Source organism: Arthrobacter sp. Z4-13, assembly GCF_054792705.1.
This window is the reverse complement of record NZ_CP096459.1, coordinates 1-15,198: the sequence shown is the minus strand read 5'-3', so window position 1 is coordinate 15,198 and position 15,198 is coordinate 1. Positions and strand designations below refer to the sequence as shown.

At 62.2% G+C, this 15,198-nt stretch carries 11 protein-coding genes; 9 read left to right on the top strand and 2 right to left on the bottom strand.

Going from position 1 to position 15,198, the window contains the following annotated elements; all coding sequences use genetic code 11:
- Complete coding sequence (locus M1E07_RS01910) at window positions 1-1,719, bottom strand: IlvD/Edd family dehydratase (RefSeq protein ID WP_461188618.1); 1,719 nt, start codon at window positions 1,717-1,719, stop codon at window positions 1-3.
- Window positions 1,720-1,841: 122 nt separating this feature from the next.
- Here M1E07_RS01910 and M1E07_RS01905 point away from each other — a divergent pair, with 122 nt between their 5' ends.
- From M1E07_RS01905 to M1E07_RS01890, 4 genes are read left to right on the top strand one after another with little or no spacing between them, the layout of a single operon-like run.
- A complete protein-coding gene (locus M1E07_RS01905) occupies window positions 1,842-2,744 on the top strand; it encodes an SMP-30/gluconolactonase/LRE family protein (RefSeq protein ID WP_461188617.1) in 903 nt (300 codons plus the stop codon).
- Window positions 2,745-2,756: 12 nt separating this feature from the next.
- Window positions 2,757-3,617, top strand: coding sequence for a fumarylacetoacetate hydrolase family protein (locus tag M1E07_RS01900; RefSeq protein ID WP_461188616.1), 861 nt, complete (start codon window positions 2,757-2,759; stop codon window positions 3,615-3,617).
- Window positions 3,614-4,648 carry a zinc-dependent alcohol dehydrogenase gene (locus M1E07_RS01895; protein ID WP_461188615.1) on the top strand — a complete coding sequence of 345 codons (1,035 nt, stop codon included), beginning with the start codon at window positions 3,614-3,616 and terminating at the stop codon, window positions 4,646-4,648. Before M1E07_RS01900 ends, M1E07_RS01895 begins: the two co-directional genes overlap by 4 nt.
- A 2-nt stretch (window positions 4,649-4,650) precedes the next feature.
- Window positions 4,651-5,325, top strand: a complete 675-nt coding sequence (locus M1E07_RS01890) for an SDR family NAD(P)-dependent oxidoreductase (RefSeq protein WP_461188614.1) — start codon at window positions 4,651-4,653, stop codon at window positions 5,323-5,325.
- A gap of 26 nt (window positions 5,326-5,351) precedes the next feature.
- Here M1E07_RS01890 and M1E07_RS01885 read toward each other — a convergent pair whose 3' ends face one another.
- Entirely contained in the window at window positions 5,352-6,164 is an 813-nt protein-coding gene (locus M1E07_RS01885; protein ID WP_461188613.1) for an IclR family transcriptional regulator, read from the bottom strand.
- 275 nt (window positions 6,165-6,439) lie between these two features.
- Between M1E07_RS01885 and M1E07_RS01880 the strand changes: the two genes are divergently transcribed.
- The 5 genes from M1E07_RS01880 (at window position 6,440) to M1E07_RS01860 (ending at window position 14,576) form a co-directional block, all read left to right on the top strand.
- Window positions 6,440-7,822 (top strand): MFS transporter, encoded by a 1,383-nt coding sequence (locus tag M1E07_RS01880; RefSeq protein WP_461188612.1) that lies wholly within the window; start codon window positions 6,440-6,442, stop codon window positions 7,820-7,822.
- A gap of 7 nt (window positions 7,823-7,829) precedes the next feature.
- A complete protein-coding gene (locus M1E07_RS01875; RefSeq protein WP_461188611.1) occupies window positions 7,830-8,843 on the top strand; it encodes a Gfo/Idh/MocA family protein in 1,014 nt (337 codons plus the stop codon).
- A complete protein-coding gene (locus M1E07_RS01870; protein ID WP_461188610.1) occupies window positions 8,840-11,299 on the top strand; it encodes a glycoside hydrolase family 2 TIM barrel-domain containing protein in 2,460 nt (819 codons plus the stop codon). Before M1E07_RS01875 ends, M1E07_RS01870 begins: the two co-directional genes overlap by 4 nt.
- A gap of 278 nt (window positions 11,300-11,577) precedes the next feature.
- Window positions 11,578-12,528, top strand: a complete 951-nt coding sequence (locus M1E07_RS01865) for an alpha/beta hydrolase (RefSeq protein WP_461188609.1) — start codon at window positions 11,578-11,580, stop codon at window positions 12,526-12,528.
- Window positions 12,529-12,932: 404 nt separating this feature from the next.
- Entirely contained in the window at window positions 12,933-14,576 is a 1,644-nt protein-coding gene (locus M1E07_RS01860) for an AMP-binding protein (protein ID WP_461188608.1), read from the top strand.
- Window positions 14,577-15,198 lie beyond the last annotated feature (622 nt).

The following is a 15,198-nucleotide window of genomic DNA, read 5'->3' as shown; positions in this document are numbered from 1 at the left end:
TCAGTGTGACTCACGGCTTACCTTCGATCCTGAGGATCCGACAAGGAAGTCAAGGTCTGCGCCCTGGTCGGCCTGCATGACGTGGTCGACGTAGAGCCGTTCCCAGCCCCGTTGCGGGGCTGCGAAGCCGTTGAGTGTGGCTTCGTTGGGGACCCGTTGTGCAAGTTCTTCTTCGGGGACGTCCAGATCGAGGCGGCGGTTCTCCACGTCCAGGATGATGAAGTCCCCGGTTTGTACCAGCCCCAGGGGCCCGTTTGCGGCAGCTTCCGGTGTTACGTGCAGGACCACGGTGCCGTAGGCGGTACCGCTCATCCGTCCGTCACAGATCCGCACCATGTCACGAACTCCTGCTTCGAGCAGCTTCTTGGGAAGTGGCATGTTGGAGACCTCGGGCATGCCCGGGTAGCCCTTCGGCCCGCAACCGCGGAGCACCAGGACCGAGTCGGCGTCAACGTCCAGGTCGGGGTCATCGATCCGTGCGTGGAAGTCCTCGATGCTGTCGAAGACCACGGCGCGGCCGCGGTGATTCAACAGATGGGCTGATGCGGCCGCGGGTTTGATGATGGCTCCTCCCGGTGCGAGGGAGCCGCGCAGGACGCTGATGCCGGCAGCAGGCAGCAGGGGGGATTCGCGGGACATGATGACTTCGGGCGCCCAAATCCGCGCGTCCTCAAGATGGTCAACCAAAGGCTTACCCGTGACGGTCAGGGCGTCCGGGTCGAGCAGGTCGCGGACTTCGCGAAGTACGGCAAGGAACCCGCCGGCACTGTGGAAGTCATCCATCAGGAACTTGCCTGCCGGTTGCAGGTTCACCAGGAGGGGAACGTCCCGGCCGATCCGGTCGAAGTCCTCCAGCGTAAGGTCGATGCCCAACCGGCCGGCGATGGCCAGGAGGTGCACCACAGCGTTGGTCGAACCACCGATCGCGGCCAGGGCCACGATGGCGTTGTGGAATGAGCCCTTGGTCAGGAAAGTACTGGGCCGGCGGTCTGCCTCGATTAGTGAAACCGCGAGCCGGCCTGTCTCATGTGAGGCCTCCAGGAGCCGGCTGTCGGGGGCTGGTGTGCCGGCAAGGCCGGGGATGACTGTCCCGAGCGCCTCGGCGACCAGCGCCATGGTCGACGCTGTGCCCATGGTGTTGCAGTGGCCTTTGCTGCGGATCATGGACGACTCGGACTTCATGAAGTCACGCTCGGACAGGGTGTCGGCGCGTACCTCCTCGCTCAGGCGCCATACATCGGTGCCGCAGCCAAGCGGCTGGCCGCGGAAGGTGCCGGTGATCATCGGACCACCCGGAACCACGACCGCCGGGATGTCAACGGAGGCAGCTGCCATCAGCAGCGCCGGGATGGTCTTATCGCAGCCGCCCAGAAGCACGACGCCGTCGATGGGATTGGCCCGCAGCATTTCTTCGGTCGACATGGCGGCCATGTTCCGCCACAGCATCGCGGTCGGCCGGACCTGGGTCTCGCCCAGGGAGACGACCGGAAGGTTCAGCGGGATACCGCCGGCTTCATAGATGCCGTTCTTCACCGACTGTGCCACCTCGTCAAGATGAGCATTGCACGGGGTGAGATCGGAGGCAGTGTTCGCAATGGCGATCTGCGGCCGGCCCTCGAAGGCGCTTGACGGTGTGCCTCTGCGCATCCATGCACGGTGGATATAAGCGTTTCGGTCCTGGCCCGAGTACCATTCGGAGCTCCGCAAGGTCGACGCCATGATTTACCAACTTTCGGAAATTGGATCTATTTAGTGGAATTTGATTAGTATAGCTGTGACGCACGCTTCATGCAGGTCCCGCCGCCGACGGTCTCGAGCGCATTGCATCAAAGGAGATGGAGATGGAGATGGATATGGTGACCGCTGAGGTTGTGCTCGCGAACGCCGAGATCTGCACGTTGGGTGAAGGTCCGGTCTGGGACGCGGCCAGGAACCGGCTGCTCTGGGTGGACATCCGCCGCGGCCTGGTGTTCGCCGGAGCCCTGCAGGAGGATGGCCGCGTGGAGATCCTGGAACGCATCGAATTCCAGGAGACCGTGGGAGCGGTCGCGGTAGCAGCCGGCGGAGAATTGCTGGTTGCAGGTGCCGAGGAGATCCTCGTGCGGGACAACGACGGCAATGTCAGCCGCGGACCGAGGATTCTGCCGCAGGACTGCGGGCGCCGGCTCAATGACGGCAAGGCAGACCCTGCCGGAAACTTCATCGTCGGTTCGCTGTCGCTGGGCCTTCCCTCATCAACGGAGGTCCTCGTCCGTGTCAGCAGCGCAGAGGGTGAAGTGACAGAACTCGACGGCGACCTTACCCTCTCCAACGGATTGGCCTGGACTGCGGACGGTTCGCGGATGTACAGCATCGATACCCTCAAACAGGTCGTCTACGTGCGGTCCTACGACGCCATGTCCGGTACCACCGGTCCGCGCAGTGAATTCCTGCAGGTCAACGGTCTGCCCGATGGCATGTGCCTGGACGCCGAGGAACACCTCTGGATTGCAATGTGGGGCCTGGGTGAAGTCCACCGGTACTCCCCCGCCGGCCAGCTCGTCTCGGTCATCAAGGTCCCTGCCCCCCACGTCACCAGCGTCGCGTTCGCGGGCCCGTCCCTTCAGACACTCGTTATCACCACGGCAACCCAGGACCTCAGCGAGGCCCAACTCGCCCAGTACCCGCAGTCAGGCGCACTTTTCACGTTAAATACCCCCGTTCCCGGCCTGCCGCAGCCCTACTGGCGCGGTCCGGTTTTCTAGAAAGAAGGAAGCATGAAACTCCTGCGCATCGGCGCCCCCGGCAACGAAAAGCCCGCGGCCCTGGTTACCGACGACACCTTTGTTGACCTCTCCGACGTGGTGAGCGACTTCGACGAGCGATTTTTCCACGACGGCGGCATTGAACGTATCCGCACCGTCGTGGCCGAACGCGCCAGCCGTCAGGAGGTCTCCAAACTCGATGGGCAGCGCATTGGGGCCCCCATCGCCCGTCCTCACCAGATCCTCTGCATCGGCCTGAACTACAGCGACCATGCAGCCGAGACGGGCCAGGCAGTACCCGAGGAACCCATCCTGTTCACCAAATCACCCAACACGCTCATCGGGCCCAACGATGATGTCCGGATCCCCCGCGGTGCGACCAAACCTGACTGGGAGGTTGAACTCGGCATCGTTATCGGAAGCCGGGCCAGCTACCTCGACACCCCCGAGGACGCCAAGGGCGTTATTGCCGGTTACACCCTCGTCAATGACGTCAGTGAACGTGCATTTCAGATGGAGCGGGGCGGCCAGTGGGCCAAGGGCAAGTCGGCCGAGACGTTCAACCCCGCCGGCCCGTGGCTGGTCACGCACGACGAGGTCGAGGACGTCCTGAACCTGGACATGTGGCTGGACGTCAATGGAGTCCGCCGTCAGACAGGCTCGACCGCGACGATGATCTTTGACCCGTACTTCATCGTGCACTACCTCAGCCAGTTCCTGGTCCTCGAACCGGGAGACCTGATCAACACCGGAACACCCCCGGGCGTGGGAATGGGCTTCAATCCCCCGATCTGGCTGCAGCCGAACGATGTCATGGAACTCGGCATTACCGGGTTGGGCAGCCAGCGCCAGACGGTACTGGCACCGCGATGAAAGCCTTCGTCGTCACCGGCCCCCACGAGGCCGGGGTCCAGGACGTCCCGAAGCCCACGGCGGCGCCCGGCGAGGTAGTAGTCGATGTGACCCGGGCCGGTATCTGTGGAACCGATGTCGAGTTCTACACCGGGGAGATGCAGTATCTCCACGACGGAAACGCGTCCTATCCCGTCCGGCTCGGCCACGAATGGACCGGAAAGGTTTCCGCCGTCGGTGGAGGCGTCGACCCGGGCTGGCTGGGCAAGCGGGTCACCGGCGACACCATGCTCGGCTGCGGGGACTGCCGCCGCTGCGGGGCAGGCCTGCACCATGTCTGCGAATTCCGGACCGAACTCGGTGTCCGGGGCGGCCGCCCCGGGGCCCTCGCCGAGCAGGTCGCTTTCCCGGCCGCCTATCTTCACGCACTGCCGGACAGCGTCGATGACGCAGCGGCGGCAATGATCGAACCCGGCGGCAACGCCTTCCGGTCCGTCGAGGCGGCCAATCTTCGCCCAGGAGACCGCGCGCTCGTTCTTGGACCCGGCACGATCGGACTCCTGGTTGGCATGTTCGCCCGGGCCGCAGGTGCCGAAGTCCACTTGATGGGCCGCAGCCCGCGCTCTGTCGAGTTCGCGCGCACCCTTGGGTTCGACGGCGTGTGGACAGAGGAAGAACTCCCGGACCTTCCCTGGGACGCGGTGATTGACTGCTCGAACGCTCCGCAGCTGCCGGCCCGGGCACTGGACCTCGTCGAGCCCGGAAAGCGGGTCGTGTACGTCGGACTGGCCGGGAGCCCAAGCATGATCGACACACGGACCCTTGCGCTAAAGGACGTGACGGCTGTCGGCATCCTCGGCGCCTCGGCCGGCCTGGCCGGGACCATCGAGGCCTACGCCTCCGGGGCAGTCGATCCCCGCCCCCTCATTGCAGCAACAGTCGTACTCGAAGACCTGGCAGGGATCCTGGCCGGCGGGCGTCCCGCAGACAGCGGCCCCGGCCCAAAAATTCACGTTGCCATCGCTGGCGACAACCACACTGAAGGAGATTAACGATGAAGCGTGCACTGATCACGGGAGCCGCGAGTGGCCTGGGAGCAGCAGCTGCTTCCCGGTTTGCCCGGGACGGAATAGAAGTTGTCACCCTCGACATCGCCGGCAACGTCGACTACGAAGTCGATGTCACCGATGAAGCCGCCCTCGCCCGGGTCGCGGAAGCGGCGGGCCCCATCGACATCCTGGTCAATTCAGCCGGCGTTGTCGGGCCCAACCAGCCGCTGCTCGGCACCGACCTTGACGACTGGCGGAAAGTTCTGGAGGTCAACGTCCTGGGCGTCGTGGCGACCATGAGGGCCTTTGTGCCGGGCATGGTCGAACGGGGCTGGGGCCGGGTCATCAACTTCGCGAGCATGGCAGGCAAAGACGGAAACCCGAACCTCGCCATCTACTCCGCCTCCAAGGCCGCAGTGATTGCGCTGACGAAATCCGCGGGCAAGGAACTGGCCACCACTGGCGTGCTGGTCAACGCCATCGCCCCGGCCGTGATTGCCACCCCCATGAACGACAGCACCGCACCTGACGTGCTCGCACACATCACCAGCCTGATCCCCATGAAGCGGGTGGGGCGGCCGGAGGAGGTCGCGGCACTCGTTTCATGGCTGGCGTCTGAGGAAATCAGCTTCTCCACCGGATCCGTCTACGACATCAGCGGGGGTCGGGCAACGTACTGATGGCGCCCGCGTCAGCGCGGACGCCATCAGGCGGTAACGGCCGAGCCTTGATCACTCGGATAATCATGCAATCCCCGCGAACGCGCCACGATCTCGCGGATAGCGCCCACTTCTGACAGAAGTTTCTCGAGCGGAGTCCGGAATGCCAGTGCACTGACGCTGACTGCACCCGTCGGTTCAATGTCGGCGTCCAAAAGGACAGGGACTGCGATGCAGTTCACTTCCAGCTCATTCTCCTGGTCATCGACTGCGTATCCGCGTTCGCGGGTACGCAGCAGTTCCTGCCAGAGCGATTCCACGCTTGTGATCGAATGCGGGGTGCGCGCCTCCAGGACTTGGTCACCGAGCCACTCGCGCAGTTCATCGAGACTCGAAAGAGAGTAGCTGAGCAGAAGCTTTCCGACACCGGTGCGGTGAGCCGGATTCCGTCCCCCGATCACCGAGGTCAGCCTCATCGCTCCCCGCGGAGGGTCTACCTTTGCCCGGTAGACAACCTCTGCCCCGTCAAGAACGGCGTAATGGGCCGTTTCGCCGTAGCGGGCCGCCAGCTCCCGGAGCGCCGGCTCCATCAGTACAGCCTCTGGACGTGTGGCCTGGTTCAGATACGCCAGCCTGAAAAATTCATCGCCCAAAGCGTAAACGCCACGGCCGAGCTGCATCGCCAGGCGCGCGCGTCGAAGCGAGGCCAGCGCCCTGTGAACCGTCGACTTGGAGCTGCGCAGTCGATGTGCCAGCTCGTCCAGCGTCACCCCGGTCGGATACTCGGCCAGCTGCACCAAAACGGCAAGGACCCGGTCCGCGCCCACAACCCGACCATCATCAGTATCAACGCTCATCATTCCCGCTTCCCGAAGCCCTCTTGCCTCCCTGATATTGACCAAACATGAACCCCACGGCCTGTTGTCCACAAAAACCCACCCTAGCAAATTGCATATATTGGAAAACTATATAGGTAGTTGGAATTTGCTGGTGACGTCTGTCATACTCACATGTGAGACGCGCCGCATAACAGGTGCCAGAAGTTCAGTACCGCAAGGGACGAACAACGAAGGAGTTGTTGCACATGCATGGAACTATGAAAGAGTCGGCGATCAAATCGCCCGGACTGGATCCAATGACGAAACTGGGAATGCGGGAGAAGCTCTCGTACAGCCTGGGGGACGTCGCCTCGAATGTGGTCTTCATGCCCGCTTCCTCCTTCTTCCTCTTCTACCTCACGACAGTGGCGGGAATTGGAGCGGGCATCGCCGGAACAATCCTGCTGGTCGGGCAGCTCCTTAACGGAATTACCGACATCACCATGGGCGCGATGATGGATAAGACCTCCACGCGGTGGGGGAAAATGCGGCCGTGGATCCTGTGGACCGCGCCTCCCCTCATGCTCTGCTTCGTCCTGATGTTCAGCGTGCCCGCAGGCCTGGATGAGACCGGCCGCATTATCTGGACGTTTATCATGTACTCCCTGGTCATGGCCGTCTTCTTCACGGCCTCCAACGTCGCCTACAGCGCCCTGGTCTCGGTGATGACGGCTAACCCGAAGACCCGCGTTGTGCTGTCCACCTTCCGGTTCTTCGCAGCGATCGCAACCACTCTCATCGTCAGCTACATCACCATCCCGCTGGTCGAGAGCTTCGGCGGCGGGCAGCAGGGATGGACGGCTACGACCGCGATCTACGGTCTGATCGGGCTGGTCACGCTGCTCACTGTCTTCTTCGGCACAAAGGAACGCGTCATTGAAGCCCGCGAGGACGAACGAAGCGACCGGCAGCCGCTGCGTGTCCTGCTCAAGCAGCTCTTCGCCAATAAGTACTTCTTCATCGCCGCCGCCATGTTCCTTGGCTTCTACCTCATCAGCGGCATCACAAGCGGCGTCGGAATCTATTACGCAACCGATGTCCTCGGTGACCCGTCCCTGTTCGGCACGATCACGTTGGCGACTCTGGCGCCACCCCTGGTCGGCATCGCCTTCATGCCGGCGCTGCTGGCGCGCATCGGGAAGCGCACCGCCTTCCTCATCGGCCTGGGCCTGCAGCTCATCGGTTCGCTCATCGTCGTGCTCGATCCGTCAAACATCACCATCGTGCTGGTCGGATTGCTGGTGCGCGGCTTCGGAAGCGTTCCATTTGCTGCAGGCATGGTGGCCATGGTCGCCGACGTCGTGGACTACGGCGAGTGGAAATTCGGAACACGGATCGACGGCCTGACCTACAGCGCGGTCAGCTTCGGGCAGAAGGTCGGTTCAGGCGTCGGGGCGGCCGCCGTGGGATGGGTTCTTGCCGCGGGCGGTTACCAGAGCCTGGCGACCAGCCAGCCGGACTCGGCGGTCGCTGCCATCCAGGCCGCCTTCATCTGGCTGCCGGTAGCCCTGATAATCCTTCTCACCGTCGTCGTATACTTCCTCGACGTGGAGAAATACAATCCGCAGATCCAGGCGTTTCTGACCGGCCGCCGCACTGATGACACCACCGAATCCGCACCCACTTCCACGAATCTCTGAGGCAGCGGTGAGCACACAGAAGCTTCGATGGGCGGTTGTCGGTACCGGCGATATTTCCCACGCCATTGTCCCGGACCTCCAACGGGTCGACGGGAACCATGTGTCGGCGGTCGCGTCACGCTCCACCGCCAGGGCCGAAGAGTTCGCTGCAACGCACGGCATTGCCTGCTCATATTCATTTGAAGACATGCTGGCCGATCAGGACATCGACATCGTCTACATCGGCACCCCACACGGCACCCACGCCGACCTGGCGAAGCAGTCGCTGAAAGCCGGCAAGCACGTCGTCATCGAAAAACCCATGGGCTTGAACAGCCAAGAGGTCGCCGAAGTCTTCGATATTGGACGCCAAGAGGGCAAATTCGTGATGGAAGCCTTTTGGGTGAAATTCAGCCCGGCCTTCCAGAAACTGCAACAGGTCATTGATTCCGGCGCCATCGGGCAGGTAAGAAATGTCCAGGCTTCCTTCGGTATCTCTTTTCCCCGCGGCTCCGGCAGCCGCTGGAAACCCGAGCTCGGCGGCAGCGCCCTCCTCGATCAAGGCATCTACACTGTCGCCCTCGCCCGGATGATCCTCGGAGAGCCAGCCACGATCACCACACGCGGCACCGTCGAAGACAGCGGGATTGACGCCACCGAGTTTGTCACCTTCGAGTACGAGGACGGGCGGTTCGCCCAGCTGTCCAGCTCAATGGTTGACTTCATCGATCCGTCAGCGTCCATTGGAGGCACGGAAGGATGGATCAGTCTTGCCGCTCCATTCTGGGCTACCCGAGAATTCAAGGTCTATAACGGCGACATCATGACTGCATTGTTTGAACCCCAAAGCCACCCGTTCGAGCCCGAGGGGTTCGGCTACACCCCCATGTTCCGTGCAGTAGCAGAGGCCATCGGAAGCGGCGCCACCGAACACCCGCTTCACACCAGCGCTGACACCCTCAAGACCTTCGCGCTCCTGGACACCATCAAAGCCCAGCTGCTTGGGGCAGCTGTAGCACCACAACGAAAGGACCACCAATGATCCGCGAGCCGTTCAACGACAATTGGACCGTCGGACCCAAAAAATCCGCATTCGAAGCCCTTATGCCGGGCGCGGGTCAGCCCCGCACCGTGCGGCTGCCCCACGACAGCATGCGCGATCTTCAGCGCAGCTCCACCGCACACAACGGCGCGCACACCGGCTACTTCCCCGGAAGCCACGTCAGTTACGAGAAGACCTTTGACGTGCCGGCAGACTGGCGCGAACGCTCCGTAACCCTGGAGTTCGAGGGAATTTACCGTGACGCTGTCATTTACATTAACAACGAATTCGTAGCGCAACGGCCCAACGGCTACAGCACGTTCTCCGTGCAAATCGACCCCTACCTCGCCTTCGGGGCTTCCAACACCATCAAGGTCGAGGCGCGCCAACACGAAGACAGCCGCTGGTACAGCGGAACCGGAATTTACCGGGACACCTGGCTCATGGTCGCTGACCCGGTACACGTCGCGCCCAACGGAGTAAAGATCACCACACCGGAGGTCGACTCCGAGCTCGCCGTCGTCGTTGCAGAAGTAACTGTCGTCAACCAGAGCCGGCACACCCGCACCGTCCGGGTCAGGACAGATGCTACCGAGCAAGACCAGTCGGCTTCTGATGTCGTCGCTTCTGCACTGGCACCGCTCACCCTGCTGCCAGGCGAAAGCGCCACAGCCCACTTGCGGCTTTACGTATCCTCGCCCAAGCTCTGGAGCGTCGATCACCCCAATCTCTACACCCTGCGCACGACCGTCACCGAGCACGACAGCCAGCTCGATGAAGACGTCGCGACCTTCGGTATCCGCACCATTCAACTCGATCCCACCCGCGGCCTGCGCATCAACGGCGAACCGTTAAAACTCCGCGGTGGCTGCGTTCACCACGACAACGGACCGCTCGGAGCCGCTGCCATCGCCAGGGCCGAAGAGCGCCGCGTCGAAATTCTCAAAGAGGCCGGTTACAACGCAATCCGCAGCGCCCACAACCCCTTGAGTCGTTCCTTCATCGAAGCCTGCGACCGGATCGGGATGCTCGTCATCGACGAACTCACCGACGTTTGGACCGAAGGCAAAACCAGCTACGACTACTCCCTGTCCTTCCCAGAGTGGTGGGAACGCGACGTCGAGGCGATGGTCGCCAAGGACTTCAACCACCCCAGCGTCATCATGTACTCGATCGGCAATGAGATCTTTGAAGTAGGCCGCCCGCTCGGCAGCCGCTGGGGACGCGAACTCGCCACGAAAGTCCGTGAACTCGATAGCACCCGCCTGGTCACCAACGCCATCAACGGCCTCGTAGCCGCGGGCGACCTACTGCAGGCATCGTCAGGTGACAGCGACGAACCCACAGACATTAACTCAATGATTGCCGCCCTGGGCGAGCTGATGAACAACTTCGGCGCCTCCGACCCGGTCTCTGACCGCACCGAAGAGGCACACTCCCAGCTCGACGCATCGGGGATCAACTACTCGGAGGCACGCTACGCGGTCGATGCTGAGAAGAACCCAAACCGGGTCGAGTACGGATCGGAAACTTTTCCCGGAGCCCTGGACCGTCTCTGGGCACTCGTGGAGCAGTATCCGCATGTCATCGGTGACTTCGCCTGGACCGCTTGGGACTACATGGGTGAAGCAGGCGTAGGCCGTGCCGTCTACGCAGACGATCCCATCCAAAACACCGGCATCACCGCACCATACCCCTTCCTCACCGCAGACTGCGGAACAATCGACATCACCGGGGTCCGCCGGCCCATCTCGTACTGGCGCGAAATCGTCTGGGGCCTCCGTGCCGAACCATACATCGCCGTGCACAGGCCCCAGTCATACGGCCGGTCGCTTTCCGTTGGCCCGTGGGCATGGGACGACGTCGCCAACACTTGGAGCTGGGACGTGGACGAGGCATCCCCCGTCGTCATCGACGTCTACAGCAACGCTGACGAAATCAAGCTGCTGCTCGACGGTGAGGCCATCGGCACTGCCCAGGTCGGAACCGAAAAAGCGTTCATTGCACGCTTCGAAACGAAGTACCGCCCTGGCGAACTGACAGCCGTCGCTTTCCGGGAGGGAACCGAAGTGGCACGAACGTCCCTCACCAGCGCTTCCGGCCCGGTCGCCCTGTCCGCCAGCGCTGACCGCAGCGAGATCCGCGCTGATGCTTCCGATCTTGCCTTCATCGAGATCTCAATGCGTGACAAGGCTGGCGTACTCGCCCCGGATGCCATCGCCGAAGTCTCCGTCTCAGTGGACGGCCCAGCTGAACTCGTGGCTTTCGCTACCGCCCAGCCCGACCCGGAGCAAGGCTTCAATGGCAGGAGCCTGTCCACCTATGACGGCCGGGCCCTGGCCATCCTGCGCCCCACCGGCCCGGGCCGGATCACCCTCACTGCACAAGCCCAAGGGCAAACCGACACTGTGGTGGAAGTAGTGGCGACCCCAACGACGGCTCAGCCCTCAGCCTAATCAAGCTCCCAATGTCGGCGGTTGGAGAACTACCACCCGTCATTCATTGGGTAGGCGGAAGTGTCACCTTCCCCTGCGGCTGATTACACAACTCAAGTCGGGGCCTCCCCTAGCCACCCATCCCAGGAGGCCCCGACAGAGAACCGCAGATCCACCCTCGGCTTCAGAGAGCAGGACCCGTTTTCCTGAGCCATCCCCCGCACTCAGGTACTCCCGGCGGACCCCCTGAAGGCGGACAGCAACCAGGTGCACCACCAAACGATTCAGGAGGATCCAAAGTGAGCGAGCTAGACCCGATCATTAACCGCCAGTTCGGATGGGCCGACGCCTACCCGGTAGAAGCCATCATGAGCGACCCCACCCTGGCAGCCCGGCTGATGTCCTCCTACACCGACGACCCCACCTACCAGCCCCCAACAATCCATAGCCACGACACCTTCATCGACGGGCCCTTGGGCGATGACTCACTGCGCCTGAGGGTTTATGAACCACCCGCAGGAAAGGCTGAAGCGCGCCAGGTACTGGTTTGGGCCCACGGCGGCGGCTTCGTTGGCGGCACCCTGGACTTTCAGGAAGCTGACGGAGTCGCACGCGAGCTTTGTGCCCGCGGCAACATCGCAGTCGTTTCCGTCGACTATCACCTCGTTGACGGAAAAATCGCCTACCCGACCCTGCACCGTGAAATGGCGGAAGCCTTCCAGTGGGCGAGCCAAAACACCAGTGACATCGCGGCCGAGAACGCCAGCGTTTTCCTCGGCGGCGCCTCCGCTGGGGCTAACCTCACCATGGGTGCAACACTGGAGCTCCGGGACGACGGGAAAACCCTTCCCGACGGTCTCGTGATCGTCTACCCGCTCCTCCATGTACCCGTCCCCGCCCCAGCACAGCAGGCCGATCTCTCGAAGGTGCCCCAGGTACTGCGGATGTCACCTGAATTCGCTGAATGGGTGATCGCTAACTACCGCGGTGCCGACCCCGGACTCTACACCCTCATAGAAGGCCATGACCTACACGGGCTGCCCCCCACCCTGGTCATCGCCTGCGAGTACGACGACCTCCGCGGTTCCGCAGACGCCTTCGCTGAGGAAGCACGCCAAGCCAGCGTCACAGTACAGGAATACCTCGCCCAAGGCGTTCCTCACGGACACCTCGCTATGACCCCCGCAGTCGCAGAAACCGATAACACACTGAACACCATCACCCGGTTCATCCGCGACGAGACCATCTAACACCTGCAAGAAGCAGTACGGGGGCTCGATGAGAAGCATCGGGCCCCCGTGGGCAAACAGGCCTCGTAGCAGCTGATATTCGACGGAACAGTTCAGGCTTGACGAAGCACGAAGACAAAGAGCCTCTCCTGAGAGTCCTGGCTTCAGTCCCCGGCAAAGCCGGCCTATGCGTTCGTCCGCTGTTGAGGTTTCGAGCGTCCCTGCCGCAAGTACCGCAACTGATCAACTCCCAACTGTCTGCACCTCGCTTTCACTCAAGGAACAACTTATGGCCACGAAGGAGGTCCTCAAACAACTGCAATTGGCCTACCTTGGCACGAGAAGCGCTTTCCCGACCACATGCGTGGAAAACTCCATAGGTTATCCATCCGCTACTAGCCAGACAGAAATAGCGGGGCCGCTTCATGCTTTCCGGAACGTCACCATTCAAAGGAGAATCGATGTCCCTTCAGGTCCCCACAGCCGAGGCCCTTCTCAACCAGTACAGTGCTTCTGACGCCTGTGCTGCGGATCTACTTTGTGACAGCCATGATCCAAACGCTGTAGCGTTTTCTATTGTCGAAGCCGACCTGTCCAGTGAGGACATAACCTACGGAGAGCTGCGTGAGCGGTCCGAACGGGGGGCTGCGGCCTTGGCTGAGCTGGGCGTAGGCCCTCAGGATGCCGTGGCAACGCTCATGGGAAAATCGGCTGATCTGGTGGTCATGCTGCTGGCCATTTGGCGCCGTGGTGCGGTGCATGTACCCCTGTTCACGGCATTCGCATGGCCAGCAATTGAGATGCGCATGGCATCGTCAAAGGCAAAAGTGATCATTACGGATGCGGACCAGCGCCGAAAGATTCAGGACACGACGGCTGCAGTGATTGTAGTTGGCGAAAATGTTTCAGCGCCGGATCTTGCCCTCACCCCGCTCCTTGCAACTCAAAGGCCGGGCATCCCGGCCGAAGCCGTCGGAGGGGACGGTGCCCTGGTGTTGATCTTCACCTCCGGAACCACAGGCTCGCCTAAGGGCGTCCCAGTCCCCGTCCGGGCTCTGGCATCCTTCCGGCAGTACATCGAAGTCGGGCTGGACGTCAGTGAATACGACGTATTTTGGAACGCCGCGGACCCGGGTTGGGCCTACGGCCTCTACTACGGGATCCTCGGGCCTCTGTCGGCAGGCAGACGAAACCTGCTGCTGCACGCAGGCCTTTCCCCTGAACTCAGCTTTGATGTGCTGGAACGCTTCGGCGTCACCAACTTCGCCGCGGCGCCCACCGTGTACCGGACCATGCGCTCAAAGTACGCGCCCGGGACGAGAAACATTCCACTGCGCAGGGCATCCTCCGCCGGGGAACCCTTGACACCGGAAGTGATTACCTGGGCTGAGGAGACCTTCGGCATCCCGGTAAGGGACCACTACGGCCAAACTGAACACGGAATGATGATCATCAACGCCTGGCACGAAGCAGTGCGGGACGAGCTTCGGCCAGGTTCCATGGGACGGCCCCTCCCCGGTTGGAGTTGCGCAGTCCTCAAAGACAGCAGCGACGAACCAGCCGCAGCCGGTGAAATGGGCCGTGTCGCCGTCGATGTCGCCGGTAGCCCCCTCATGTGGTTCGCCGGCTACAAAGATGCCCCGGAAAAAACTGCTGAACGTTTCAGCCCGGACGGGCGGTGGTACCTCACCGGAGACGCCGGCAAAATAGACAAAGACGGAAACTACTTCTTCTCATCCCGCGACGACGATCTCATCATCATGGCCGGATACCGCATCGGACCCTTCGACGTGGAGAGCATCCTCGCCGGCCACTCGTCCGTCCAGGAATGTGCTGTCATTGGAGCCCCGGACGAACTCCGTGGTGAAGTCCTGGAAGCGTACATTGTCCTCACCGAGGGGACCACTGGCAGCGAAGACCTGGTCGTTGAGCTTCAAAAACTCGTCAAGACGCAGTTCGCAGCACACGCATACCCCCGTCAAATTCACTTCGTGGATGATTTGCCCAAAACGCCCTCCGGGAAGTTGCAGCGCTACGTCCTGCGAAAACAGCGCGCTCTGGAGCATTGACGGGAAGCGGGGCCACAACCCGACAGCCTGTCTGACTGGCTCTCTGGCCCCACATGGCGCGCTACGGCTGACGGCCGGAGATGCCGTGACCTTTTCAAAGTCAGGTACGACTACAAAACAAAATTAGACAGCAAAACAGCAAGCCCCGGAAGCGAGCGGTTTAGCGCCGCCCCCCGCTTCCGGGGCTTGCTTTAACACAGTGGCCGGGACCCGCCCGGCTCCAGCGGTTCCCGAGCGTCAGGGCGATAGATATTCAGCCGCTGTGGCGCTGTCTCCAAAGCACGCGTGGCAGCACCGCAGAAACAGCACCACCAAATTGTCAGCTGATGATCAACGCGTCCAGGGCAGCCGCCGACCTCACGCGTTTGCCGCCCGCCAACCTTACGACGCGCAAGGTTGCAGGTAGCCTTTGCGATGTCATCGAGGGTGATGTCGTTCAAGTTGAGCCAGGCTTTCAGCGAAGTGCGTCGGAGAACGTCGGCTTTGGGCTCAGTTTCACTTGGCCGAGCCTGGTAATTCGTTGCTGGTCCTTTGCAAAAGAAGTACACCCCAGCCTGACGTAAAGGCGGTCTCGCAAGGGAGGATTCACCTGCCGGTGGGGCTTCGGTCTTGTTCTCAGACA

Coding starts and splice junctions, on each gene's coding strand:
- M1E07_RS01870 (WP_461188610.1), top strand. CDS start 8,840: ATGATCCGCGAGCCGTTCAACGACAATTGGACCGTCGGACCCAAAAAA.
- M1E07_RS01900 (WP_461188616.1), top strand. CDS start 2,757: ATGAAACTCCTGCGCATCGGCGCCCCCGGCAACGAAAAGCCCGCGGCC.
- M1E07_RS01890 (WP_461188614.1), top strand. CDS start 4,651: ATGAAGCGTGCACTGATCACGGGAGCCGCGAGTGGCCTGGGAGCAGCA.
- M1E07_RS01895 (WP_461188615.1), top strand. CDS start 3,614: ATGAAAGCCTTCGTCGTCACCGGCCCCCACGAGGCCGGGGTCCAGGAC.
- M1E07_RS01880 (WP_461188612.1), top strand. CDS start 6,440: ATGACGAAACTGGGAATGCGGGAGAAGCTCTCGTACAGCCTGGGGGAC.
- M1E07_RS01885 (WP_461188613.1), bottom strand. CDS start 6,164: ATGATGAGCGTTGATACTGATGATGGTCGGGTTGTGGGCGCGGACCGG.
- M1E07_RS01905 (WP_461188617.1), top strand. CDS start 1,842: ATGGAGATGGATATGGTGACCGCTGAGGTTGTGCTCGCGAACGCCGAG.
- M1E07_RS01860 (WP_461188608.1), top strand. CDS start 12,933: ATGCTTTCCGGAACGTCACCATTCAAAGGAGAATCGATGTCCCTTCAG.
- M1E07_RS01910 (WP_461188618.1), bottom strand. CDS start 1,719: ATGGCGTCGACCTTGCGGAGCTCCGAATGGTACTCGGGCCAGGACCGA.